21 protein-coding genes and 1 pseudogene are annotated in these 24,093 nt (G+C 60.7%); 13 read left to right on the forward strand and 9 right to left on the reverse strand.

Going from position 1 to position 24,093, the window contains the following annotated elements; all coding sequences use genetic code 11:
• Positions 1-34 precede the first annotated feature (34 nt).
• Positions 35-1,483: an aldehyde dehydrogenase family protein gene (locus AC1Q6D_RS13000; protein ID WP_103403972.1), complete on the reverse strand. Its 1,449-nt coding sequence runs from the start codon at positions 1,481-1,483 to the stop codon at positions 35-37.
• A gap of 8 nt (positions 1,484-1,491) precedes the next feature.
• A complete protein-coding gene (locus tag AC1Q6D_RS13005; protein WP_492618470.1) occupies positions 1,492-3,129 on the reverse strand; it encodes a 5-guanidino-2-oxopentanoate decarboxylase in 1,638 nt (545 codons plus the stop codon).
• Positions 3,130-3,288: 159 nt separating this feature from the next.
• Here AC1Q6D_RS13005 and AC1Q6D_RS13010 point away from each other — a divergent pair, with 159 nt between their 5' ends.
• Positions 3,289-4,170, forward strand: coding sequence for a LysR substrate-binding domain-containing protein (locus tag AC1Q6D_RS13010; RefSeq protein ID WP_047532602.1), 882 nt, complete (start codon positions 3,289-3,291; stop codon positions 4,168-4,170).
• A 67-nt stretch (positions 4,171-4,237) separates the two neighbouring features.
• Here the strand turns inward: AC1Q6D_RS13010 and AC1Q6D_RS13015 are convergent, their stop codons facing one another.
• A complete protein-coding gene (locus AC1Q6D_RS13015) occupies positions 4,238-4,852 on the reverse strand; it encodes an NAD(P)-dependent oxidoreductase (RefSeq protein ID WP_103403930.1) in 615 nt (204 codons plus the stop codon).
• 70 nt (positions 4,853-4,922) lie between these two features.
• Entirely contained in the window at positions 4,923-5,807 is an 885-nt protein-coding gene (locus AC1Q6D_RS13020; RefSeq protein WP_103403929.1) for an MBL fold metallo-hydrolase, read from the reverse strand.
• Positions 5,808-5,949: 142 nt separating this feature from the next.
• On the opposite strand from AC1Q6D_RS13020, the gene AC1Q6D_RS13025 reads away from it, so the two are divergent.
• Both AC1Q6D_RS13025 and AC1Q6D_RS13030 read left to right on the forward strand, forming a co-directional pair.
• Positions 5,950-6,855: a LysR family transcriptional regulator gene (locus AC1Q6D_RS13025; protein ID WP_207291534.1), complete on the forward strand. Its 906-nt coding sequence runs from the start codon at positions 5,950-5,952 to the stop codon at positions 6,853-6,855.
• Between the two features lie 63 nt (positions 6,856-6,918).
• Positions 6,919-7,140: a hypothetical protein gene (locus AC1Q6D_RS13030; protein ID WP_103403927.1), complete on the forward strand. Its 222-nt coding sequence runs from the start codon at positions 6,919-6,921 to the stop codon at positions 7,138-7,140.
• 9 nt (positions 7,141-7,149) lie between these two features.
• Here AC1Q6D_RS13030 and AC1Q6D_RS13035 read toward each other — a convergent pair whose 3' ends face one another.
• On the reverse strand, positions 7,150-8,046 hold the full coding sequence (locus AC1Q6D_RS13035; RefSeq protein ID WP_103403926.1) for a helix-turn-helix domain-containing protein: 897 nt from the start codon (positions 8,044-8,046) through the stop codon (positions 7,150-7,152).
• A gap of 159 nt (positions 8,047-8,205) precedes the next feature.
• Here AC1Q6D_RS13035 and AC1Q6D_RS13040 point away from each other — a divergent pair.
• Positions 8,206-8,572, forward strand: a pseudogene (locus AC1Q6D_RS13040) (FAD-dependent monooxygenase); the annotation flags it as partial.
• Positions 8,573-8,710: 138 nt separating this feature from the next.
• Entirely contained in the window at positions 8,711-10,228 is a 1,518-nt protein-coding gene (locus tag AC1Q6D_RS13045; protein ID WP_103403925.1) for an MDR family MFS transporter, read from the forward strand.
• A gap of 78 nt (positions 10,229-10,306) precedes the next feature.
• Here the strand turns inward: AC1Q6D_RS13045 and AC1Q6D_RS13050 are convergent, their stop codons facing one another.
• The 4 genes from AC1Q6D_RS13050 to AC1Q6D_RS13065 all read right to left on the reverse strand — a co-directional run bounded on the left by AC1Q6D_RS13050 (position 10,307) and on the right by AC1Q6D_RS13065 (position 14,276).
• Entirely contained in the window at positions 10,307-11,155 is an 849-nt protein-coding gene (locus tag AC1Q6D_RS13050) for a cache domain-containing protein (RefSeq protein ID WP_103403924.1), read from the reverse strand.
• Positions 11,156-11,305: 150 nt separating this feature from the next.
• Complete coding sequence (locus AC1Q6D_RS13055) at positions 11,306-12,181, reverse strand: ATPase (protein ID WP_103403923.1); 876 nt, start codon at positions 12,179-12,181, stop codon at positions 11,306-11,308.
• Positions 12,182-12,286: 105 nt separating this feature from the next.
• Positions 12,287-13,279, reverse strand: a complete 993-nt coding sequence (locus AC1Q6D_RS13060; protein WP_103403922.1) for an NAD-dependent epimerase/dehydratase family protein — start codon at positions 13,277-13,279, stop codon at positions 12,287-12,289.
• 97 nt (positions 13,280-13,376) lie between these two features.
• The gene (locus AC1Q6D_RS13065; protein ID WP_090464737.1) at positions 13,377-14,276 is read right to left on the reverse strand and encodes a LysR family transcriptional regulator ArgP; all 900 of its coding nucleotides are present in this window, start codon (positions 14,274-14,276) and stop codon (positions 13,377-13,379) included.
• A gap of 96 nt (positions 14,277-14,372) precedes the next feature.
• On the opposite strand from AC1Q6D_RS13065, the gene AC1Q6D_RS13070 reads away from it, so the two are divergent.
• From AC1Q6D_RS13070 to AC1Q6D_RS13105, 8 genes are all read left to right on the forward strand, one after another.
• Positions 14,373-14,774, forward strand: coding sequence for an ACT domain-containing protein (locus AC1Q6D_RS13070; RefSeq protein WP_103403921.1), 402 nt, complete (start codon positions 14,373-14,375; stop codon positions 14,772-14,774).
• Positions 14,775-14,779: 5 nt separating this feature from the next.
• Complete coding sequence (locus tag AC1Q6D_RS13075) at positions 14,780-15,382, forward strand: LysE/ArgO family amino acid transporter (RefSeq protein ID WP_103403920.1); 603 nt, start codon at positions 14,780-14,782, stop codon at positions 15,380-15,382.
• Positions 15,383-15,559: 177 nt separating this feature from the next.
• Positions 15,560-16,156, forward strand: coding sequence for a superoxide dismutase (locus AC1Q6D_RS13080; RefSeq protein ID WP_008156084.1), 597 nt, complete (start codon positions 15,560-15,562; stop codon positions 16,154-16,156).
• Positions 16,157-16,576: 420 nt separating this feature from the next.
• Entirely contained in the window at positions 16,577-18,628 is a 2,052-nt protein-coding gene (locus tag AC1Q6D_RS13085) for a putative bifunctional diguanylate cyclase/phosphodiesterase (RefSeq protein WP_103403919.1), read from the forward strand.
• A gap of 167 nt (positions 18,629-18,795) precedes the next feature.
• Positions 18,796-20,130, forward strand: coding sequence for an imelysin family protein (locus tag AC1Q6D_RS13090; RefSeq protein ID WP_103403918.1), 1,335 nt, complete (start codon positions 18,796-18,798; stop codon positions 20,128-20,130).
• 206 nt (positions 20,131-20,336) lie between these two features.
• On the forward strand, positions 20,337-21,764 hold the full coding sequence (locus AC1Q6D_RS13095; RefSeq protein WP_103403917.1) for a di-heme oxidoreductase family protein: 1,428 nt from the start codon (positions 20,337-20,339) through the stop codon (positions 21,762-21,764).
• Between the two features lie 27 nt (positions 21,765-21,791).
• Positions 21,792-22,856, forward strand: a complete 1,065-nt coding sequence (locus AC1Q6D_RS13100; protein WP_103403916.1) for an imelysin family protein — start codon at positions 21,792-21,794, stop codon at positions 22,854-22,856.
• Positions 22,857-22,870: 14 nt separating this feature from the next.
• Positions 22,871-23,968 carry a DUF1513 domain-containing protein gene (locus tag AC1Q6D_RS13105; protein ID WP_103403915.1) on the forward strand — a complete coding sequence of 366 codons (1,098 nt, stop codon included), beginning with the start codon at positions 22,871-22,873 and terminating at the stop codon, positions 23,966-23,968.
• Positions 23,969-24,093: the final 125 nt, after the last annotated feature.

Consider the following 24,093-nt stretch of genomic DNA (forward strand, 5'->3'; position numbering starts at 1 on the left):
CATCGCGAGCAGGCTCGCTCCTACAAGGAGGGGGTCAGACGGCTCGAATCACGTGCTTGATTTCCTGGAAAGCCTGCAAGCCCCACGGGCCCAATTCACGACCGATGCTGCTCTGTTTGTAGCCACCCCAGGCGGTCTGCGGGAAGATCACCTGTGGCGCGTTGATCCACACAAGCCCCGCTTGCAAAGCGTTGGCGACGCGATCCGCCGTCTCGGCATTGCGCGTCACCACGCTGGCGACCAGACCGAACTGACTGTCATTGGCCAGGGCAATCGCTTCGGCTTCGCTGGCAAAGCTGCGCACGCAAATCACCGGGCCGAATATCTCTTCACACCACAGCGCACTGTCGAGGGGCACTTCGGTGAAGATGGTCGGCTGCAAAAAATATCCGCGCGGCAGATCCGCCGGGCGATTGCCGCCGCAAATCAGCTTGGCACCGGTACTCAAACCGCGGTCGATGTGGCCGAGCACGCGCTGGTATTGCGCTTGATTGACCAGCGCGCCCATTTCCACGTTCGGATCGAACGGGTCTGCCACGCGAATCGCTTCGGCACGGCTCTTCAATCGAATCAGGAATTCATCGGCCAGTTCGTCGGCGACCAGCACGCGGCTGGTGGCCGAGCACATTTGCCCGGCGTTGAAGAAACCGCCGCCACAGGCGACTTCCACGGCCAGGTCGATATCGGCATCGGCCAGCACCAGCAACGAGGATTTGCCGCCCAGTTCCAGGCTCACGCCTTTGACGGTTTCTGCCGCGCGTTGCATGACCTGTACGCCTACCGCGTTACTGCCGGTGAACGACACCTTGGCGATGCGCGGGTCCGCCGACAGCGGCGCGCCAACCGCCAGCCCCGTGCCGCACACCAGGTTGAACACACCGTCGGGCAAGCCGGCTTCGGCAATGATTGCCGCCAGTTCCAGCTCCGGCAACGGCGTCACTTCCGAAGGCTTGAGCACCACGCAGCAACCGGCAGCCAGGGCCGGCGCCAGTTTCCAGGCCGTGGTGACCATCGGGAAATTCCACGGCACGATCAGCCCGACCACGCCGCAAGGTTCGCGGCGCAGACGAGCGCGGAAATCTTCGCTCGGCAGTTCAACGGCGCTGTCCTGTTTTGCGTCGAGGCCTTCGGCCAGACCGGCGTAATACTCGAACGTGGCGATCACGTCATCGACGTCGATGGCCGCTTCGAATTGTGGCTTGCCGTTGTTGAGGGACTGCAAATGCATCAAGTGCTCACGACCGGCCTGCACGCCGGCGGCGATTTTGCGCAGGATCGCGCCGCGCTCGGCACCGGTGGTTTTCGACCAATCGGCGAAAGCCCTGGTCGCGGCGCTGACGGCTTGTTCGACAGCGCGCTCGTCACCGCCCTTCACCGTGGTCAACAGGGCTTCGGTTGCCGGGTTGATCACCCGCAGGTGTTCGCTGCTGGCGGACCATTGGCCGTCGATGAACAGGCCGTCCAACGTGGTGGGTAAGGTCAAGGCCGCGCTCATTTCGACACCGCCTTGGTCCAGGCCGTCTGATCGATTTCGATCAGGGTCGGGCCTTGGCGGTCCGAGGCTGCGCGCAAGGCGCCACGCAGTTGCTCGACGCCGCTGACTGCTTCGGCGGCACAGCCCAGGGCCTTGGCCACCGCGATGAAGTCCGGGGTGTAGATGTCCACGCCGACCGGCTCGATGGCGCGGTTGACCATGTATTTCTTGATCTCTTCGTAGCCCTGGTTATTCCACAGCAGCACGATTACCGGCGTGCGCGCTTCAACGGCGCTGGCCAGTTCCGGCAGGGTGAATTGCAGGCCACCGTCACCGATCAGGCACACCACCGGCGGACGTGCGCCACCTTCGATACTGCCGCCCAACCAGGCGCCAATCGCCGCCGGCAAGGCGTAACCGAGGGTGCCGTAGCCGGTGGACGAGTTGAACCAGCGACGCGGGCGCTGCGGGTTGAACGTCAGGTTGCCGGTGTACACCGGTTGGGTCGAATCGCCGACGAACACCGCGTTCGGCAATTCGTGCAAAACGGTTTCGAGGAAACGGGTCTGGGCCAGGGTCGGCGCATCCCAGGAGGCCGCCAGTTCTTCGCGCAGGCGGGCGGCACGCACCTGGCCCCAATCGTTGCGGCGCTCGGCCAGGGACTTGTGCGACAGCGCGCTCAACAGGGCTTGCGCGGCGTTGCGCGAGTCGGACACAAGGGCCATGTGCGGCGGATAGTTGCGCACGGTCTGGTCCGGGTCAATGTCAACACGCAGCAGCTTGCCGGGAATGTCGAAGCCACCGGCGAAGGTAACGTCGTAGTCGGTCTCGGCCAATTCAGTTCCGATCGCCAACACCACGTCGGCCTCGGCGACCAGCGCGCGAGTGGCGACCAGGCTTTGGGTCGAACCGATCAGCAGCGGGTGACCGGATTCCAGCATGCCCTTGGCATTAATGGTCAGGGCGACGGGCGCGTCCAGCAGCTCAGCCAGTTCAGTCAGCTCGGCGGCGGCGTCGATGGCGCCGCCGCCGGCGAGAATCAGCGGACGCTTGGCGCCCGCCAGCAGTTCGGTCATGCGCGACACCGCAGTCGGCGAGGCCCCGGCGCGGTCGATGTTCACCGGGACGCTGGCCAGCAGGTCGTCGGCGTCTTCCACCAGAACATCCAGCGGAATTTCAATGTGCACCGGGCGCGGACGGCCGGCCTGGAACAGCGCAAACGCCCGGGCCAGAACACCTGGCAATTCCGAGGCCGACATCAGGGTGTGGGAGAACGCCGCGACACCGCCGCACAAGGCGCTCTGGTTCGGCAGCTCATGCAGCTTGCCGCGACCGCCGCCCAACTGGTTGCGCGATTGCACACTGGAGATCACCAGCATCGGGATCGAGTCGGCATAGGCCTGGCCCATCGCGGTGGTGATGTTGGTCATGCCGGGGCCGGTGATGATGAAGCACACGCCCGGTTTGCCGCGGGTGCGGGCATAGCCGTCGGCCATGAAACCGGCGCCCTGTTCGTGACGCGGCGTGACGTGGTTGATGCTCGAACGGGCCAGCCCGCGATACAGCTCCACGGTATGAACCCCGGGGATGCCGAACACCTGCTCCACCCCGTAACCTTCGAGTAACTTGACCAGAACTTCGCCACACGTCGCCATGTCATTGCCCTTTTTATTCGATTGAGACGCCGGGCCTGCGCAGTGTTTATGATGGATTCGCAGGTCCAGGGATGGCCTCATTGGAACGGGCGACACATAGCCGCAACAATGGATAAAAAATCATACTAGCCATGTCCTCACGTCATACCTTGGATCCGAATGAAACGACTGCCTCCCCTGCCGGCGCTGTACACATTTTTGATTACCGCGCAGTGCTGCAACTTCACCCGGGCCGCCGAGCAACTGCACATCACTCAGGGCGCAGTGAGCCGGCAGATTGCCGGGCTGGAGGATCACCTGGGTTATGAACTGTTCATCCGCCAGGCCCGAGGCCTCGACCTCACCGCCGAGGGACGGGAATGGCTGCCACGTGTCCGGCAGATTTTCGGCCTGATCGATGAAGCGGTGGAGCAGATCGGCGAGAAGCGCGAAACCCTGCGACTCAAGGCCCCGACCTGCGTCATGCGCTGGCTGTTGCCACGGCTGTTGCAGTGGCAGAAAGAACGCCCGGACGTGCCGGTCGAACTGACCACCACGGTCAAGCACGGCGTGGATTTCCATCGCGAGCAATTCGACGCGGCCGTGATGTATGGCGCGCCGCCGGAGGCTTCGCTGGTGTCGCAACGCCTGTTCGAAGAACGACTGACACCGGTGTGCTCCAAGCCATTGCTCGAAGGCCCGGTGCCGTTGCACACGCCGAAGGATCTGGAACAGCACATGCTGCTGCACCCGACCCGGGATGAACGGGACTGGAAGGCCTGGCTGGCCTCGGCGGATGTTCGCTTGAGCAATGTGAGCAAGGGTCAGCATTTCGAAACGCTGGACCTGGCGATGTCGATGGCGTCACAGGGAACCGGTGTAGCAATCGGCGACTGGTCGCTGATTGGCGATGACCTGAGCGCCGGGCGGCTGGTCATGCCTTTCGATCTGATCGTAAAGACAGGCTTGGCGTATTACCTGGTCTCCCCCGAAAAACCCGGACCTTCGGCGAAATTACGCGAGCTGACGGGGTGGTTGGTGGAGCAGGCGCAGAGTCGCTGAAAGCCAGGAGTCCTGGCGTGATACCCCTGTGGGAGTGAGCTTGCTCGCTCCCACAGAGACAGTCAGTTCAATAACCGACGGTAAACCGCTGGCGAATGTGCTTCGGCGCTTCCACTTCATCCAGCATTGCGATGGCAAAGTCAGCGAACGTGATCCAGCTGCGCCCTTCGCTGCTCACCAGCAGATTATCCTTGCCGATGCGGAATTTACCTGTGCGTTCGCCTTCGACAAACTCTGCCGATGGCGACAAAAAGGTCCAGTCCAGACCCTGTTCCTGACGCAGGTTTTCCAGGAACTCGGCACCCGCCCCGGCTTCTGCCTTGTACTCGGCCGGGAAGCCTTGGCTATCGATCACCCGGGTGCCATCCGGCAACAACAAAGACCCGGCACCGCCCACCACCAACAGGCGATTGACCCCGGCCTTTTTCACCGGTCCGATGACGGCACTGGCAGGCAGCGTGGCGAAATGCGCGGCGCTGATCACCAGGTCATGACCCGCCACTGCGGCTTGCAACGCAACACTGTCGAGGGCATCGACATTCTGGCTGACCACGCCGGTACGCTGGCCGATCTTCGAGGTATCGCGGGCGATGGCGGTGACACTGTGACCACGGCGCAGGGCTTCTTCCAACAGCTGGCTACCGGCACGACCGGTGGCACCGATGATTGCGATTTTGCTCATGACGTTCTCCAGTTGGCTTGAGGTGTATCTGTAGCGACAAAAATGTTTATGTGGCGGTCATCACAAAAACTCATTCACCCCACTTCATTTCGCCCTTGGCGACCTTGGCGCTCAGCTCCAGAGAGCTTTCGTCACCCAGTGTCGGGAAGCGTTTTTTCATCGCGGCGATCAATGCGGCCGCATCCTTGGCCCTGGCGGTTTCCACGTCGAAGGCCTTGATGTAATCGGCGGTGAATTGCACCGCCGCCAGGGAGCGGGCGCTGTCACCGAGGTAATGTCCCGGGATGACGGTTTTCGGTTTCAGGGTTTCGATCGAGTGCAGCGTAGTCAACCAATCGGCATGGGACTGCGGGGTTTGGGTGTCAGCCATCCACAGGTGAATGTTTTCTGCCACGACCACGCCACCGACCACGGCCTTGATCGATGGAATCCACACGAAGCTGCGATCCGGTTGCTTGCCCTCAAGACCGACCACCTGCAGTTTTTGCCCTTCGAGCATCAGGCTGTCGCCCTTCAGCACATCCGGCACGATGGTTTTAGCCGGTACGTCGGCGCCCATTTTCGGCCCCCAGAACGCCAGTTTGCCGTCGACGGTGTGCTTGATGTGATCAACGGTCGGCCGGGAAGCGAGCACCTTGGCGTTGGGGAATGCAGCCGTCAGGGTGTCGAGGCCGAAGTAATAGTCCGGGTCGCCGTGACTGATGTAGATGGTGGTCAGTTGCTTGCCGCTGGCGCGGATTTTTTCCACCACCTGTTCGGCCTGGGACTTGCCGAATTGGGCGTCCACCAGAATGGCCTCTTTCTCACCGCTGACCAGTACCGATGTCACCGGAAAAATGGCCTTTTCTCCGGGGTTGTAGACATCCAGGGTCAATGTCGACGCAGCGGCGTGAGCGGCGAAACCGAGAGCGGTGGTCGCCAGCAAAACGCGTTTGAGAGTGGTGAAACCGATCATCTGTTGCTCCGTATCCAATGGCTGTGGTGGTCCCTTGCAGGGGCGAGCAAGCTCGCTCCTACAGGGAACAGAGCTTAGTTGCCTGGTTCAGTACAAAAAATGCGATGCTGGAACATAGTTTGTTTCTGAAATCGGGCAAATCATGGATCGTCTACAAGCAATGCGGGTGTTCGTTACGGTGGTCGACCTCGGTAGCCAGTCGGCCGCCGCCGATCATCTGGAGCTTTCCCGGCCGGTGGTTTCCCGGTATCTGGCCGAGCTGGAAGACTGGGTCGGCGCGCGCTTGATGCACCGCACCACACGCAAGTTGAGCCTGACCGCGGCCGGCAGCGAAATCCTGCCGCGCTGCCGGCAAATGCTCGACTTGTCCAGCGACATGCAAGCCGCCGTCAGCGAACCGGACGAAGCACCGCGCGGCCTGCTGCGGGTCAGCGTCAGTACTTCATTCGGCCAGGCGCAACTGGCCGATGCCATGGCGGCGTACGTCAAGCGCTACCCCGGCGTGAGCATCGACATGCAGATGCTTGATCGCACGGTGAACCTGGTCGATGAGCGCATCGATCTGGCGATTCGCACCAGCAATGACCTGGACCCCAATTTGATCGCCCGCCGACTGACCGTCTGCCGCTCGGTGATCTGCGCCTCTCCTGCTTACCTGCGCGAGCACCCGGCGCCGCAACGGGTCGAGGACTTGAGCCAGCACAATTGCCTGACCCATTCCTACGTCGGCAAAAGCCTGTGGCATTTCGAGCAGGAGGGCGAAGACGTCTCGGTGCCCGTGCAGGGCAACATCAGCGCCAACGAAGCCAGCACACTCATGCGCGCGGCGATGGCCGGTGCCGGAGTGGCGATGCTGCCGACTTATCAGGCGGGCGTGCACATCCACAGCGGCGAGCTGGTCCGCCTGTTGCCAAGGGCCGAACCGCGACAGATGAACGTGTACGCGGTGTACGCTTCGCGCAAGCACATGCCGGCGGCATTGCGCAGCCTGCTGGATTTTCTGGTGGTGAGGTTCCCCGAAGAACCGGTGTGGGATATTGGCCTGTAACCTCCGTTCCCACAGGGGCCCTCAACGTTCGTGGCATCACTGGCAACTCACTGGCACTGACCTATGCTCAAAGTAATACCGGAAGGTATTCGTTCAGAGGTCAACGCCATGAACATCAGAACAAGAAGATACCTCGCCATTTTCATCACCTGCGCGGTCACGCTCGGGCTCTATGGCGCTGCGGCCTGGCGGGTCGAGCAGTTACGCAACCTGCCCCGTGAATACGCCAGTTGCAACTTCGAACGCTGCATTCCACACAACGCGACCCTCAATGCCCTCCGTTAACAGAGGGGATCAGGCTTCATTGCCCTGATCGGCCTTCAAGCGGTCGCGGAAGGCCTTGGCCGAGATCCCCACCCTGCGTCGGAACAGGCGTGTGAAGTTGGTCGGATCCGAGAACCCCAACACGTCGGACATTTCGTAAATGGTCATGCTGGTGTAGGTCAGCAAGCGCTTGGCCTCCAGCAATTGGCGTTCGTGCATGATCTGCAACGCCGGCTGACCGGCCAGCTCCCGACAGGTGCCATTGAGGTGGGACACGGAAATCCCCAGCCGATGGGCCAGATCCTCGACTTTGACATGCTGGCGATAAGTCTCTTCCACCAGTTGGATGAACCCGTTGAGGTACTCCCGCGCACGTTGCGGCCGCTGCGAGGCTGAACGACGCTGAATCACCTGACGGCTGACCCATACCATGATCACGCTGACCAGCGAATGCATCAGCATTTCCCGCGCCGGTTGGTGCCCCGTGTATTCGGCTTGCAAGGCCGAAAACAAGCTGTTGAGGTACTCGCTGTTTTCACCCGCCGAGTAGCTCTCGGCCTGGGCCAGCGCATTCCCCGAATGCCCCAGTTGCGCCTGCAGGTGGGCGATCAACGGCGCGGCCAGGGTCACGACGAACCCTTCGACATCTTCGGAAAAACGATAGCCATGCACGGATAACGGCGGCAGGACCAGGATTGCCGGCTCGCTCAGTTGCGTATGTTTGCCTTCGATTTCAAGCTCTGCCTGACCTTTGAACACGAAGAGCAACTGGCATAGATCCGGGTGGCGATGGGGCTTGATTTCCCATTGATGTTCGCGACTGCGTTTGGAAATGGTTTCACAGTGCAGCAAGTCCGGGGTTGGCCAGTTCAGGCTTTCACCGTAGAGCTTGAACACCGGAATCGAAGGCAGGTCAGGCTTGTTCATCACTTCAATCCAGGCCTCGAAATAGATGACGGACGATAATCGCACCGATTGGCAGAATGCACAGATATCGGCTCAGTTTTCACCCTCAATTGACAGACTCGCAAGTGAAAAATGCAAGCACTCGATCCATAAAACTCGCTCAGCGACCCTGGTCGTGTGCTGCTTGGGAGTCATGAAAACAATGAAAACCCTGAAACCCAAGTTGCCATCATTGGCGCCGGTCCTTCCGGTCTGCTGCTCGGTCAATGGCTGCACAACGCCGGCATCGATCCCCTCGTTCTCGAACGTCAGAGCCCGGACTATGTGCTTGGGCGAATCCGCGCCGGGTCCTTGAAAAAGGCATGGTAGAGCTGTTGCGCCAGGCCGGCGCGGGTCAGCGCATGGACGCCGAAGGATGGGTCCACGGTGGCTTCGAACAGGCCCTCGATGGACGTCAGGTGCGTATCGATCTGCACGCCCTGACTGGCGGAAAAAACTGATGATCCAAGGCCAGACCGAGGTCATCCACGACCTGATGGCCGCTCGTCAGGTCGCCGGGTTCGATGGCTTCCATGGCGTGGCGCAGCAGTCGAGGGCTATCGAATAGCCTGCTATCGATTTAAACTGGCGAGCACCCCCCGCTCGCCTTGCCACTGGCGGTTATCACTGCCCGCAGGTTTTCTTCGTGACCAATCTCAAACAGCCTGAAACGCCCAAGCCGGCTATCCGAAGCGTATTGATCGCCCTGATGCTGGCCATTTTCCTCGGCGCCCTGGACCAAACCATCGTCGCCGTGTCGATGCCGGCCATTTCCGCGCAATTCAAGGACGTCAGTCTGCTGGCCTGGGTGATTTCCGGGTACATGGTAGCGATGACGGTCGCGGTGCCGATCTACGGCAAACTCGGCGACTTGTACGGGCGCCGCAAGTTGATGCTGTTCGGCATGGGCCTGTTCACCCTGGCGTCGTTGTTCTGCGGCATGGCCCAGAGCATGGAACAACTGGTGCTGGCGCGGATTTTTCAAGGCGTCGGTGCCGGCGGCATGATCTCGGTCAGCCAGGCGATCATCGGCGACATCGTGCCGCCACGGGAACGCGGTCGTTATCAGGGTTATTTCAGCAGCATGTACGCCGTGGCCAGCGTGGCCGGTCCGGTGCTGGGCGGCTACATGACTGAATACCTGTCCTGGCGCTGGGTGTTCCTGATCAATTTGCCGCTGGGCCTGGGTGCCTGGCTGGTGGCCAATCGCACCCTGGTGGGCTTGCCGATACCGCAACGCAAGCCGGTCATCGATTACCTCGGCACCCTGCTGATGATCGTCGGGCTGACGGCGTTGCTGTTGGGCATAACCCTGGTTGGCCAGGGACATTCATGGCGCAGCGTCGAAGTGCTGGCCCTGCTCGGTTGCGCCGTGTTCGTGCTGGGCTTGTTCGTGACCTGTGAACGACGGGCACAGGAACCGTTGCTGCCCATGCATCTGTTCGCCAATCGCAATGCGGTTCTGTGCTGGTGCACGATTTTCTTCACCAGTTTCCAGGCGATCTCGCTGATCGTGCTGATGCCGCTGCGCTTTCAGAGCGTGACCGGGGCCGGGGCCGACAGCGCAGCCCTGCATCTGCTGCCGCTGGCCATGGGTATGCCGATCGGTGCCTATTTCGCCGGCCGCCGTACGTCTGTGACCGGACGCTACAAACCGATGATCCTGACAGGCGCCGTGCTGATGCCAATCTCGATTCTCGGCATGGCCTTCAGCCCACCCCAGGCGATTGTGCTAAGCAGCCTGTTCATGTTGCTCAGCGGCATCGCCGGGGGCATGCAGTTCCCGACCTCACTGGTGGGCACACAGAACTCAGTGGAACAACGTGACATAGGCGTCGCCACCAGCACCACCAACCTCTTCCGGTCGCTGGGCGGCGCGGTGGGCGTTTCTGTGATGTCGGCGCTGCTGCTGGCGTTGCTGCAGGATTCGAGTTTCGCGCACCTGGCCGGCTCATCGCTGATTGCCGAAGGGCATTCGGGGAATGTGCTGCTGGACGGTTTGAACGCTGCAGCGGGGGATACACAAAACGCTCTGCGGGCCGAACTGCTGCTCACTTTCCGGCATCTATTGATGGTCAGTGCCGGGGTGTCGCTGCTGGGGCTGGCGGCGGCGATTGCCATGCCGAACATGCTGTTGCGGGGGCGGGAAGACAAGGTTCGGTAGATGAACCGAGTCGCCCGCTATCGCGAGCAAGCTCCGGGCGGCGTTCCGACGATGACGTCATGACAGACACAACATCTTTCAAGGGCTGTAATACCCCACAGCCACCAGGAAATGCCCGACTTTCTTCAGGTAGGCATGCTTGTCCTCGACCTTGCCAGTGACCGGATTTTTCCAGCGATAGTCGTATTCGCCGTAATCCTGCCCGGCCATGAGCGCCAGCATCGGCTCGCCCACCGGCTTGCCTTCAGGGTCGCTGATCTTGCTGAAATCGGTGTTGATCAAGCGCAGGTTGGTGCCGTGGGCGACGTAACGCCGGGTATTCAGGTCGACGACAAACACATACAGGTCATCCTGCAAATAACCGCCCTTGAGGGAATTGATGGCGCTCAGGGTGCCCTTCTCGTCTTTGGCCAGATCGGCCGCGGCTTTGTTCAGCAGTGCCATGGCCTGTTCCGCTGACGCCCGTGGCAGGTAATACCCGACCGCCAGAATCCGCTGGCCGACACGCTGGTAGTAGACGTGCTTGCGTTCGATTTTGCCGTCGGCCCAGTTCTGCCAGCGGTATTCCGCCTGCTGGATGCCGTTGCCCTCCGGCACTTTCAGGGCGTCCTTGAAGGTTTTCTGCAAATCCGGCCCGAGGGTTTCCGATACATCCCGGCCGATCAGCGCCGAGGATGGCCCGCCGCTGGCAAGCATCACGCCCTTGGTATCCAGTACAAAGACATAACGGTCCTTGTCGACAAATTCGCCCTGTCGGCTGAACGCCGCGAAGGCCTTGTCGCCATTCTCGTGGTAATAGGCCAGGGCTTTTTCCAGTAAGGCGATGGCGGCCTGACTGTCAGATTTTTCGGTGTTGGCGGCTTGAACCTGGCCCAGGCACAGCAAAAGCATGCTGCCCAGCAAGGCCAATTTGTGCAGAAACCCCATTGCGCATCCCTCGATCTTGATCGTGTTTCAAGAGCGTAGACGGGTTGGGGCCATGTACGAATATTCAGGATCCGTAGTGAACGGATTGGGGCGGCTTTGCCACCCGGCGGGAGCAAGCTCCCTCGCCACAAGTGTTCATGCGCAGGTCTATTACTGGCGGGCGCGCAGTTGCTGCTGCAGATTCTGGATCTGCGCCTGAAGGGTATTGATATTGCGAGTGACCTGGCTGCGGAACGCATCGAATTCGGCAGTGTTGGTCGAGCCTTGGACAGGCGTCGGGCGATTGTCCTGTTCGCTTTTGAGCACCACGATCTCCTGCTCCAATCGCTCGATGGCGGCGCTCGGATTGCCTTGTTTCTTCAATGCGGTGATGTCGGCACCGAGGCTTTTCAGCTGTGCATCGAATTTTTCCGTGTCTGCCGGAGCACTCTTCAACGCGGCCACGTCGCTGATCAAGACTTTGACCTGAGCCTGCAATTGCGTATTGGCGGTTTGGTGCTCAGTGCTCTGCGCGCTGATTTGCGCCAGGCGCTTATCCAGATCGGTGGTTTGTGCCGTCATCTGCGCCAGGCGCTTGTCGAGATCCGAGGTCTGGCCCGCGACGCCTTGTTGTTGCTGACTCTGATCCTGCAGCTTGCTTTCCAGCTGTTTGATTTGCAGCTTCAGGGCTTCGCTGTCGCTGGTGACGTTGGTCTGACTGGCCACCACCTTGCCGGAAATATCCTGCAGGCGCCCCGCCGCTTCTTCACTGATCCGGGCGAAGCTTTCCTGGGTGGCCACCAATTGCTGCTCCATCAGCGAAATCTGCTGAAAGCTCCACCAGGCCAAGCCCGCGAACGCAAAGAACAAAGCCCCGACCAATGCCCACAACGGCCCGGTGCTCGGGCCTTTGGCCTGCACTACCGGCACAGGCCGTGAGTGCACGGAAGTACGCGTGGTGACCGGAAAATCATCGTCGTCGAGGCTGTCGGCGCGCAGGCTCGGTACATCGTCGAAGTCATCGTTGGCATCGTTACGCATGGACATTGAGTCAACCTTTGTGAAACGCGGTGATAGCTGGATGCGGCGAGTATAACCTTCACGCCGCACCGATTGACCTTCACCCCTGGGCCCGGTTCAGTGCCGCGCTGCTCAGCGAATATCCTGGGCCTTCCACCAGCCGCAGAACTCATCCAGCGCTGTCCACAGACTGACCTTGGGGTCGTAATCCAGATAATGCCGGGCGCGGCTGATGTCCAGGGTGAAATTTTTGTTCATGACCTGCATGCCCAACCGCGACAGGGTCGGTTCGGGACGCCCCGGCCACAACTTGCACACACCCTCATTGAGCGCTGCGACGGTGTAGGCCAGGCCGTAGGAACGGTAGCGCGTTACTTGTGGGACTTCCATTTTGCGCATGACGTAATTAACCACGTCCCACAATGGAATCGGCGTCCCGTTGCTGATGTTGTAGGCCTTGCCCAGGGCGGACCCGCTGGTCAGCAAACTGCTGAGCAACGCTTCGTTGAGGTTCTGCATGCTGGTGAAATCGACCTTGTTCAGGCCGTTGCCGATAATTGCCAGGCGCCCCTTGCGCTGCATGTTCAGCAGGCGCGGGAAAATGCTCATGTCACCAGCACCGGTAACGAAGCGCGGACGCAGGGCCAGGGTCTCGAGGCCGAATTCCTGGGCACCGAAGACTTTTTGCTCGGCCAGGTATTTGGTCGCGGCGTAAGGATGCTTGAAGCGTTTGGGCACCTGTTCTTCGGTCAACCCCAGGTGATCGCGACCATCGAAATAAATCGATGGCGATGACAAATGCACCAGCCGCCGGACCCGCTGTTTCAGGCAGGCTTCGACGATGTTTTCGGTGACCTGGACGTTACCTTGGTGAAAGTCCTGATAACGTCCCCACAAACCGACGGCGCCGGCGCAATGCACCACGGCCTCGACGTCGGAACACAGGTCACGCGTCAGTTCAGGATCACTCAAATCGCCCTGGATGAACTCGGCGCCGCGCCGCACCAGATGCTCCACCCCTTCGGCCCGGCGACCGTTGACCCGCACATCCAGGCCCTGTTCCAGGGCAAAACGCGCAAAGCGTCCGCCGATGAAACCGCTTGCGCCGGTGACCAGAATCTTCATGTATTGCTCCAACAAAATGCAGTTGCGAGCTTCAAGCCTCAAGCCGCAAGTTAAAAACGATGCGCAAGCACTTCACTTGCAGCTTGCAGCTTGACGCTTATTGCTGCTCCAACGGCACCAACCATTGCTTCGACGCGCGCACCAATTGATCGGTAAGAAGACCCAGCAATTGACCGCCATTGCGCCAATGATGCCAGTACAGCGGCACGTCGATCGGTTTATCTGGCAAAAGCTCCAGCAACGCACCGCGCTCCAGCTGTTCGCGAACCTGCAATTCGGGCACCAGTCCCCAGCCGAGGCCCGCTTCGGTGAGGCGAATAAACCCTTCAGAGGACGGGCATAAATGGTGTTCGAACCCACCATCGACGCCGAGAGACGCCAGGTATCGATGCTGCAGGAAATCATCCGGGCCAAACACCAGCGCCGGCGTCCGGGCCAACTGATCGGCGCGCACGCCCTGGGGGAAATGCCGGGCAATGAAGGCCGGACTGGCCAACGCGCGGTAGCGCATCGCCCCCAGCAACACACTGCGGGCGCCCGCCACCGGCCGCTCGCTGGCACAGAGGCATGCAGCCACTTCACCTGCACGCATGCGTTTAAGGCCCACGGTCTGGTCTTCGACCACCAGATCCATCAACAGATGTTGTTCCGCGCAAAAATCCCCCACGGCCTGCGCCCACCAGGTGGCCAGGCTGTCAGCATTCAAGGCGATACGCAGGCGTTCGGGCAGGCCTTCTTCGTCCAGCGCCGGCACCAGCGTCTGCAAATCCCGCTCAAGCAAACGCACCTGCTGCACATGGTTGAGCAAACGCCGGCCAATTTCCGTGGGAGTAGGCGGTGTGCCCCGGACCAACACCGGTTGGCCGACCCGCGCTTCAAGCAATTTGATGCGTTGAGAAATCGCCGACTGCGACAAACCCAAGACCTGGGCGGCACGCTCGAACCCGGCCTGTTCGACCACAGCGGCGAGGGCAGACAGCAATTTATAGTCGAACATCAGTTTTCCTAATGAGCGATCAGCAAGATTGGTTTTTCTTATACAGCCTGACACGGGAGAATGGCCAGCAAGAATGCTTGAACAAGGAACCCCCACATGGCTGGCGAAACTTCATTGGCAACACTGCTGCGCAGCATGAGCCCACAACTCAATGCCGGCGAGTACGTGTTCTGCACCTTGCATGACGGCCAATGGCCGGCGGGCCTGGAGATCATCGGCAGCTTCCGCGAGCAGGAAGGTTTGACCGTGATTCTCGAACGTTCCCGCGCCGAACAGGCGGGCTTCAGTTTCGACTACGTCGCGGCCTGGATCACCTTGAACGTGCACTCGGCCCTCGAAGCTGTCGGTCTGACCGCCGCGTTCGCCACGGCACTGGGGCAGGCCGGCATCAGTTGCAACGTGAACGCCGGCTATTACCACGACCATTTGTTTGTCGGCCAGGCCGATGCCGAACGCGCCATGCACGTGCTGCGCGATCTGGCAGCCAATGCGGAGTAATCATTATGTGGCAAAGCTATGTGAACGGCCTGCTGGTGGCCTTCGGACTGATCATGGCGATCGGTACCCAGAATGCGTTTGTGCTGGCCCAGAGCCTGCGTCGTGAACACCACCTCCCGGTGGCGGCGTTCTGCGTGGCCTGCGATGCATTATTGGTGGCCGCCGGGGTTTTCGGCCTGGCGACGGTCCTGGCGCAAAACCCGACCTTGCTGGCCGTCGCCCGTTGGGGCGGTGCCGCGTTTCTGTTGTGGTACGGCACCCAGGCGTTGCGCCGGGCCTGCTCCAAACAAAGCCTGCAACAGGGCGAAAACCAGACTGTGCGCTCACTGCGAGCGGTGATGCTCAGCGCGCTGGCGGTGACCCTGCTTAACCCGCATGTCTATCTGGATACCGTGTTGCTGATCGGCTCCCTCGGCGCCCAGCAGACAGAGCCCGGCGCCTATGTGGTGGGGGCGGCCAGTGCTTCGTTGCTGTGGTTTTTCACCCTGGCGCTTGGCGCGGCATGGCTGGCGCCCTGGCTGGCTCGCCCCAGTACCTGGCGCATCCTCGACCTGTTGGTGGCCGTGATGATGTTTGCGGTAGCGTTGCAATTGATCACCGCCGGCTGATTTATTCCAAAAGGCTCTGGAACCTCTATTCCACACAGTTGTTGCGTGGTTATGCCGTCCCCCCGGTGCTATGATCCGACGCCTGCGCCGCAAAGAGTACAAACTCCCCCGGCGCTAGTCTGGCCGCCCGTGATCGGCCTTGCGCTCACCGCAACTGACCTGATTAGGAGATCCACCATGGCTTTCGAATTGCCGCCACTGCCTTACGCACACGATGCACTGCAGCCGCACATTTCCAAGGAAACGCTGGAATATCACCACGACAAGCACCACAACACCTACGTCGTGAACCTGAACAACCTGGTGCCAGGCACCGAGTTCGAAGGCAAGACCCTGGAAGAAATCGTCAAGTCTTCCTCGGGCGGTATCTTCAACAACGCCGCTCAGGTCTGGAACCACACTTTCTACTGGAACTGCCTGGCGCCAAACGCTGGCGGTCAACCTACCGGCGCGCTGGCTGAAGCCATCAACGCTGCTTTCGGTTCGTTCGACAAGTTCAAGGAAGAATTCAGCAAGACGTCCATCGGCACCTTCGGTTCCGGTTGGGGCTGGCTGGTGAAAAAGGCTGACGGTTCCCTGGCCCTGGCCAGCACCATCGGCGCCGGCAACCCGCTGACCAACGGCGACACCCCGCTGCTGACCTGCGACGTCTGGGAGCACGCTTACTACATCGACTACCGTAACCTGCGTCCGAAGTACGTCGAGGCGTTCTGGAACCTGGTCAACTGGAAGTTCGTAGCCGAGCAGTTCGAAGGCAAAACCTTCACCGCGTAAGCTCGATACCCGTCAAAAAGACCCGGCTTTCCAGCCGGGTTTTTTTTTGCATGAGTGGTTGAGTCGGTCAGGAATCGTCAGCTGGCAGGCCGCTTTCGCGGGCAAACCTGACGCCTGCAGACGAATCGCGCAATCCAAAAAGAACCAGCCCCTGTTCCCACGACGAAACCATTTTTCAAGCCCTTGCCCCAACGCTACAGCCGTCTAACATCAACCAGTAGGAAAATATCTCCACATCCCCTCAAGTTGAAGGACTCGACAACCGACACAGTACTAATCGGACAATTAATCCAGTCAACAACCTATTGGCCAAACTGCAGGAAAAAGCCCCTACAGATGATTGTCCCTTTGACTGCGATCACGGGATTGCCAATACTCATGGCAACTTGATGCTACCCGCACGGAACAAGGAATAGCCCTTTGAAGCTGGAACTCAAGAACAGCTTGTCGGTGAAGTTGCTCCGGGTCGTGCTCCTGTCGGCATTGGTCGTCGGCGTAGTCTTGAGCTGCGCACAGATCGTTTTCGATGCCTATAAAACACGCCAGGCCGTCGCCAATGATGCCGAACGCATCCTCGATATGTTCCGCGACCCTTCGACCCAGGCCGTCTACAGCCTGGACCGGGAAATGGGCATGCAGGTGATCGAAGGCCTGTTTCAGGACGACGCTGTGCGACAAGCCTCCATTGGTCATCCCAATGAAGCCATGCTCGCGCAAAAATCCCGTGAGTTGCAGCATTCCAAAAGTCGTTGGCTGACTGATCTGATCCTGGGCAAGGAACGCACCTTCACCACCCAACTGGTGGGTCGCGGCCCTTACAGCGAGTATTACGGCGACCTGAGCATCACCCTCGACACCGCCACCTATGGGCAAGGCTTTATCGTCAGTTCGGTGATCATTTTCATTTCGGGTGTGTTGCGGGCCCTGGCGATGGGATTGGTGCTCTACCTGGTTTATCACTGGCTGCTGACCAAACCCCTGTCGCGGATTATCGAGCACCTGACCGAAATCAATCCCGACCGTCCCAGCGAACACAAGATTCCTCAGCTCAAGGGCCACGAGAAAAACGAGCTGGGTATCTGGATCAACACCGCCAACCAGTTGCTGGAGTCCATCGAGCGCAACACCCATCTGCGCCACGAAGCGGAAAACAGCCTGCTGCGCATGGCTCAATATGATTTCCTCACTGGCCTGCCGAATCGCCAGCAATTGCAAACGCAGCTGGACAAGATCCTCGTCGACGCCGGCAAATTGCAGCGCCGGGTCGCCGTGCTTTGCGTCGGCCTTGATGACTTCAAGGGTATCAACGAGCAGTTCAGCTACCAGACCGGCGACCAGTTGCTGCTGGCCCTGGCTGATCGACTGCGCGGGCACAGCGGTCGCCTCGGCGCCCTGGCTCGTCTGGGTGGCGACCAGTTCGCCCTGGTTCAGGCCGATATCGAACAACCCTACGAAGCCGCTGAACTGGCGCAAAGCATCCTCGATGACCTGGAAGCGACGTTTGCCCTCGATCATCAGGAAATTCGCCTGCGGGCCACCATCGGCATCACCCTGTTCCCGGAGGACGGAGACAGTACCGAGAAGCTGCTGCAAAAAGCCGAGCAGACCATGACCCTGGCCAAGACTCGATCGCGTAACCGCTATCAGTTCTATATCGCCAGCGTCGACACCGAAATGCGTCGCCGTCGCGAACTGGAGAAAGACTTGCGCGACGCCTTGGTCCGCAACCAGTTCTACCTCGTCTATCAACCGCAAATCAGCTACCGCGATCATCGCGTGGTGGGCGTCGAGGCGTTGATCCGCTGGCAACATCCCGAGCACGGACTGGTTCCGCCAGACTTGTTCATCCCACTGGCCGAGCAGAACGGCACCATCATCGCCATCGGCGAGTGGGTGCTGGATCAGGCCTGCAAGCAACTGCGCGACTGGCATGACCAGGGCTTCAGCGACTTGCGCATGGCGGTGAACCTGTCCACGGTGCAATTGCACCACGCCGAGCTGCCGCGGGTGGTCAACAACCTGCTGCAGATGTACCGCCTGCCACCGCGCAGTCTGGAACTGGAAGTCACCGAAACCGGCCTGATGGAAGACATCAGCACCGCCGCCCAGCACCTGCTCAGCCTGCGTCGTTCCGGCGCGCTGATTGCCATCGATGACTTCGGAACCGGTTATTCATCGCTGAGCTACCTGAAAAGCCTGCCTCTGGACAAGATCAAGATCGACAAGAGCTTCGTTCAGGACCTGCTCGATGACGACGACGATGCAACCATCGTTCGCGCCATCATCCAATTGGGCAAGAGCCTGGGCATGCAGGTGATCGCCGAAGGCGTGGAAACTGCCGAACAGGAAACGTACATCATCTCCGAAGGCTGCCACGAAGGTCAGGGCTACTTCTACAGCAAGCCACTGCCGGCGCGCGAGTTGGGGGCTTACTTGAAGCAAGCCCAGCGCAGCAACGCCGCTATTTTGTAATCGGGTATCCGTCGTGCCTCGCTCCTGCAGGGTGGATTGCGCCCTTGTGCGAATAAGAAATATTTTCAAGAACAGTCTTTACACATAATGCGAAAGATTTGCATTATGTCGCAGTTTTGCGCGCCCGCCGCGCCATACCACCTCCCTTTCGAAGCAGGATGTTCGCCATGATTCGTATGCCTCTGGCTACCGCCAGTCTGTTGGCCATCGCAATTTCCCTCGCCGGTTGCGGTGAGGGCAAAGACAAGGAAAAGACGGCCGCCCCTGCGCCGGCCGCCAGCACTGCCGCTGCCCCGACTGCTGCCGGCAAAGTCGATGAAGCCGCCGCCAAAGCCGTTGTCGCGCACTACGCCGACATGGTTTTCGCTGTTTACAGCGATGCCGAATCCACCGCGAAAACCCTGCAAACCGCCATCGACGCCTTCCTCGCCAAGCCGAACGCCGACACCCTGAAAGCGGCCAAGGCCGCCTGGGTCGCTGCCCGCGTTCCTTATCTGCAGAGCGAAGTGTTCCGCTTCGGCAATACCATCATCGACGACTGGGAAGGTCAGGTGAACGCCTGGCCACTGGACGAAGGCCTGATCGACTACGTCGACAAATCCTACGAGCACGCACTGGGTAACCCTGGCGCCACCGCCAACATCATCGCCAACACTGAAGTTCAGATCGGTGAAGACAAGGTCGACGTGAAAGACATCACCCCGGAAAAACTCGCCAGCCTGAACGAGCTGGGCGGTTCCGAGGCAAACGTCGCCACGGGCTACCACGCTATCGAATTCCTGCTCTGGGGCCAGGATCTGAACGGCACCGGCCCTGGCGCCGGCAATCGTCCTGCCTCGGACTACCTGGAAGGTGCCGGCGCCACTGGCGGCCACAACGATCGTCGTCGCGCTTACCTGAAAGCCGTGACCCAACTGCTGGTCAGCGACCTGGAAGAAATGGTCGGTAACTGGAAGCCGAACGTGGCCGACAACTACCGCGCCACCCTGGAAGCGGAACCGGCTGAAACCGGCCTGCGCAAAATGCTGTTCGGCATGGGCAGCCTGTCCCTGGGCGAACTGGCGGGCGAGCGCATGAAGGTTTCCCTGGAAGCCAACTCCCCTGAAGACGAGCAGGACTGCTTCAGCGACAACACCCACAACTCGCACTTCTACGATGCCAAAGGCATTCGTAACGTGTACCTGGGCGAGTACACCCGCGCCGACGGCAGCAAAATGACCGGTGCCAGCCTGTCGTCCCTGGTGGCCAAGGCCGACCCGATCGCCGACGCCGCGCTGAAAGCCGACCTGGCCGCGACCGAAGCCAAGATCCAGATCATGGTCGATCACGCCAACAAGGGCGAGCACTACGACCAGTTGATCGCTGCCGGCAACACTGCAGGCAACCAGATCGTCCGTGACGCCATTGCATCCCTGGTCAAACAGACCGGTTCGATCGAAACCGCCGCCGGCAAACTGGGTATCAACGACCTGAACCCGGACAACGCTGATCACGAGTTCTGATCAACGCTGCCTGATAAGAAGGCGACCTTCGGGTCGCCTTTTTTTGCCTGATTTTTCAGTGATGCTGATGACTTGCCCATGATGGCGGTGACGCGGTCTCAACTCGAATCCTGCCCCACATCAAGTAAACGATAATTCCTCTTATTCAAATTCCCATCCCCTGTTAGACTTTGCGCCCTTGTTTTGCTCGTCTCGCAGGATGTCTGATGCCCCCGCTGCCTCTTCGCTTGTTCGCACTGTTTCTGGCCCTGGGCCTGAGTGCCTGCGATGACACCCCGCGTTTTACCAAGGCCGAACCCGGTGAAGCCCGCTCGGGTGGCAGCGCAACCGTACGCAAGACCGATCAGAACGCCTTCTCCCTGCCCTCCGCCAACCTGCCACCCTCGCGGCGCGTGGACTTCAGTGTCGGCAACAGTTTCTTCCGCAGCCCCTGGGTGATCGCCCCGTCCACCACCACCGCCCGCGATGGCCTTGGCCCGTTGTTCAACACCAACGCCTGCCAGGGTTGCCACATCAAGGACGGCCGCGGCCACCCTCCGGGGCCCGATGCGCCGAACGCAGTGTCGATGCTGGTACGCCTGTCGATTCCCGATGCCCCGGCCTACGCCAAAATCATCGAACAGCAGGGTGTCGTGCCGGAACCGGTCTATGGCGGGCAGTTTCAGGACATGGCCGTTCCCGGCGTTACCCCGGAAGGCAAGGTGCGTGTCGATTACACGCCAGTGCCGGTTCGCTTCAAGGACGGTGCCGAAATCGAGTTGCGAAAACCGAGCCTGAGCATCACTCAACTGGGTTACGGCCCAATGCACCCTGACACCCGATTCTCGGCCCGCGTCGCGCCGCCGATGATTGGCCTGGGCTTGCTGGAAGCGATTCCCGAAGACGCCATCCTGGCCAACGCCGCCGCTCAGGCCAGGGACAACAAGGGCATCGCCGGACGCCCGAACCGGGTATGGGATGACGCGCAACAGAAAACCGTCCTCGGGCGGTTCGGCTGGAAGGCCGGGCAGCCGAATCTCAACCAGCAGAACGTTCACGCGTTTTCCGGGGACATGGGCCTCACGACCAGCCTTAGGCCCTTTGATGACTGCACCGACACGCAAACGGCCTGCAAACAGGCGCCCAGTGGCAATGGCCCCGATGGCGAGCCGGAAGTCAGCGACAACATCCTGCGCCTGGTGCTGTTCTACACCCGCAACCTTGCCGTACCGGCCCGCCGCGATGTCAGCGCGCCAGAAGTGCTGGCGGGCAAGAACCTGTTTTTCCAGGCCGGTTGCCAGTCGTGCCACACACCGAAATACACCACCGCCGCAAACGCCGCAGAACCTGAGCTGGCCAATCAGGTGATTCGCCCCTACAGCGATCTTTTGCTGCATGACATGGGCGACGGCCTGGCCGACAACCGCAGTGAATTCCAGGCCGGTGGCCGCGACTGGCGCACGCCGCCGTTATGGGGCATCGGCCTGACGCAAGCGGTCAGTGGCCACACCCAGTTCCTGCACGACGGCCGTGCCCGCAATCTGCTTGAAGCCGTGCTCTGGCATGGCGGCGAAGCCAAGGCGGCGCAGCAACAGGTTTTGACGTTCAATGCCGAGCAGCGCGCGGCGTTGCTGGCGTTTCTGAATTCTCTTTAATACGCATTCTTCCAGCGGGAGCCCGACATGTTCCGTCCCAAATTGTTGTTCACCAGCCTTGCCGCGCTAGCCCTCGGCGCTTGTTCGCCACAGGACCCGCAAGCCGTCACCTCGGCGGCCATCGCCAAATCGGTGATCCTGCCGACCTATACCCGCTGGGTCGAAGCGGACCGCCAACTGGCCGTCAGCGCCCTCGCCTACTGCGAAGGCAAGGAGTCACTGGACACCGCCCGCGCCGACTTCCTGCACGCACAAAAAGCCTGGGCGGAACTGCAACCGCTGCTGATCGGCCCGCTGGCCGAGGGTAACCGTTCGTGGCAGGTGCAATTCTGGCCGGACAAGAAAAACCTGGTCGGCCGTCAGGTCGAGCAACTGGTCACTGCACAGCCACAGATCGACGCCGCCGCCCTGGCCAAGTCCAGCGTCGTGGTGCAAGGTTTGTCGGCCTACGAATACATTCTGTTCGACAGCAAACCGGACGTGGCCGACCCGGCACAGAAAGCCAAGTACTGCCCGCTGCTGATCGCGATTGGCGAGCGTCAGAAGCAACTGGCCGAAGAAATTCTGAAGAGCTGGAACAACACCGACGGCATGCTCGCGCAGATGAGCAAGTTCCCGAACCAGCGTTATGCCGACTCCCACGAAGCCATCGCCGACCTGTTGCGTGTACAAGTCACCGCCATCGACACTTTGAAGAAAAAGCTCGGCACGCCGATGGGCCGCCAGAGCAAAGGCGTTCCGCAACCGTTCCAGGCTGATGCCTGGCGTAGCCAGTCTTCCCTGACCGGCCTCGAAGCCAGCCTTGCCGCCGCCAAAACCGTTTGGGAAGGTGTCGATAACAAAGGTCTGCGTAGCCTGCTGCCGAGCGAGCAAAAGCCGTTGGCCGACAAGATCGACGCTGCCTACGCCGCGTCGCTGAAACTGTTCGCCAGCACCCAGCGTTCGCTGACCGAAATGCTCGCTGACGATGCCGGTCGCCAGCAACTCAACGATCTCTACGACAGCCTCAACACCGTCCACCGCCTGCACGAAGGCGAGTTGGCCAAGGCGCTGGGCATCCAACTCGGCTTCAACGCCAACGACGGTGACTGATGAGGGCGAGTGCCATGCTGCGACGTCAGGCTCTGACTTTGGGTAGTTTGCTGCTGGGAGCAGTGACACTGGGCGGCTGGACGCTGTTCAGGCAAAAGGACAAAAGCCCGCTGCTGCTGTCCGCACGGGACGATACCGATGGCAAGCACTACGCCGTCGGTTATCGGCTCGATGGCACCCGGGTGTTTGCCACCCAGGTTGGCCAGCGCTGCCACGACATCATCAATCACCCGACGCTGCCGATGGCGCTGTTCGTCGCCCGGCGTCCGGGCACCGAGAGCTACCTGATCGACTTGCGTAATGGCACGCTGCTGCAAACGGTGGCATCGCAGCCGAACCGGCACTTCTACGGTCACGCCGTGATTCACAAGAGTGGCGACTGGCTATACGCCACCGAAAACGACACGACCGATCCCGGTCGCGGTTTGCTCGGTGTGTATCGGTTCGAAGGCGAGCGGCTGGTACATGCCGGCGAGATCTCCACCCATGGCCTGGGCCCGCATCAGGTGTCGTGGATGCCCGACGGTGAAACCCTGGTGGTGGCCAATGGCGGGATTCGTACCGAGGCCGAAAGCCGCGTCGACATGAACCTCGATGCCATGGAACCCAGCCTGGTCCTGATGCAACGCGACGGCACCCTGCTGAGCAAGGAAACCCTGGCCCAGCCAATGAACAGTGTGCGTCACCTGGGGATTGCCAGCGACGGCACCATCGTTGCCGGCCAGCAATTCATGGGGCCTGCCCACGAGTCCTCGGAGCTGCTGGCAATCAAGCGTCCGGGCCAGCCGTTCGTGGCGTTCCCGGTGCCCGAGCATCAACTGCAGGCCATGGGGCATTACACCGCCAGCGTCGCGGTGCACAGCGGTTTGCGACTCGTCGCCTTGACCGCGCCAAGGGGCAACCGCTTTTTCATCTGGGACCTGGACAGCGGCGAAGTGCGCCTGGACGCACCTCTGCCCGATTGCGCAGGGGTCGGTGCGGTGGCCGATGGTTTTGTGGTGACCTCGGGCCAGGGTCGATGCCGGTACTACGATTGCCGCCAGACAGATCTGATTGCAAAACCGCTGGATCTGCCTGCCGGGCTCTGGGACAACCATCTGCATCTGATTTGAACACGCCGTTGCCTTTTTAGGAGCCGAGCGTGCTCGCGATGGTGGCTGCGCATTCCATATGGCAGTGACTGATACACCACTATCGCGAGCAAGCTCGACTCCCTCAGGTTTTGCGCCCGCCAGGA

Source organism: Pseudomonas sp. MT92 (assembly GCF_058792515.1).

What these genes read in the sequence shown, in the direction of transcription:
- AC1Q6D_RS13025 (WP_207291534.1), top strand. Translation starts at nt 5,950, where the DNA reads ATGGATCGTCTACAAGCAATGCGGGTGTTCGTTACGGTGGTCGACCTC.
- AC1Q6D_RS13065 (WP_090464737.1), bottom strand. Translation starts at nt 14,276, where the DNA reads ATGTTCGACTATAAATTGCTGTCTGCCCTCGCCGCTGTGGTCGAACAG.
- AC1Q6D_RS13100 (WP_103403916.1), top strand. Translation starts at nt 21,792, where the DNA reads ATGTTCCGTCCCAAATTGTTGTTCACCAGCCTTGCCGCGCTAGCCCTC.
- AC1Q6D_RS13030 (WP_103403927.1), top strand. Translation starts at nt 6,919, where the DNA reads ATGCTCAAAGTAATACCGGAAGGTATTCGTTCAGAGGTCAACGCCATG.
- AC1Q6D_RS13015 (WP_103403930.1), bottom strand. Translation starts at nt 4,852, where the DNA reads ATGAGCAAAATCGCAATCATCGGTGCCACCGGTCGTGCCGGTAGCCAG.
- AC1Q6D_RS13020 (WP_103403929.1), bottom strand. Translation starts at nt 5,807, where the DNA reads ATGATCGGTTTCACCACTCTCAAACGCGTTTTGCTGGCGACCACCGCT.
- AC1Q6D_RS13055 (WP_103403923.1), bottom strand. Translation starts at nt 12,181, where the DNA reads ATGTCCATGCGTAACGATGCCAACGATGACTTCGACGATGTACCGAGC.
- AC1Q6D_RS13075 (WP_103403920.1), top strand. Translation starts at nt 14,780, where the DNA reads ATGTGGCAAAGCTATGTGAACGGCCTGCTGGTGGCCTTCGGACTGATC.
- AC1Q6D_RS13035 (WP_103403926.1), bottom strand. Translation starts at nt 8,046, where the DNA reads ATGAACAAGCCTGACCTGCCTTCGATTCCGGTGTTCAAGCTCTACGGT.
- AC1Q6D_RS13010 (WP_047532602.1), top strand. Translation starts at nt 3,289, where the DNA reads ATGAAACGACTGCCTCCCCTGCCGGCGCTGTACACATTTTTGATTACC.
- AC1Q6D_RS13105 (WP_103403915.1), top strand. Translation starts at nt 22,871, where the DNA reads ATGCTGCGACGTCAGGCTCTGACTTTGGGTAGTTTGCTGCTGGGAGCA.
- AC1Q6D_RS13080 (WP_008156084.1), top strand. Translation starts at nt 15,560, where the DNA reads ATGGCTTTCGAATTGCCGCCACTGCCTTACGCACACGATGCACTGCAG.
- AC1Q6D_RS13090 (WP_103403918.1), top strand. Translation starts at nt 18,796, where the DNA reads ATGATTCGTATGCCTCTGGCTACCGCCAGTCTGTTGGCCATCGCAATT.
- AC1Q6D_RS13095 (WP_103403917.1), top strand. Translation starts at nt 20,337, where the DNA reads ATGCCCCCGCTGCCTCTTCGCTTGTTCGCACTGTTTCTGGCCCTGGGC.
- AC1Q6D_RS13050 (WP_103403924.1), bottom strand. Translation starts at nt 11,155, where the DNA reads ATGGGGTTTCTGCACAAATTGGCCTTGCTGGGCAGCATGCTTTTGCTG.
- AC1Q6D_RS13070 (WP_103403921.1), top strand. Translation starts at nt 14,373, where the DNA reads ATGGCTGGCGAAACTTCATTGGCAACACTGCTGCGCAGCATGAGCCCA.
- AC1Q6D_RS13005 (WP_492618470.1), bottom strand. Translation starts at nt 3,129, where the DNA reads ATGGCGACGTGTGGCGAAGTTCTGGTCAAGTTACTCGAAGGTTACGGG.
- AC1Q6D_RS13060 (WP_103403922.1), bottom strand. Translation starts at nt 13,279, where the DNA reads ATGAAGATTCTGGTCACCGGCGCAAGCGGTTTCATCGGCGGACGCTTT.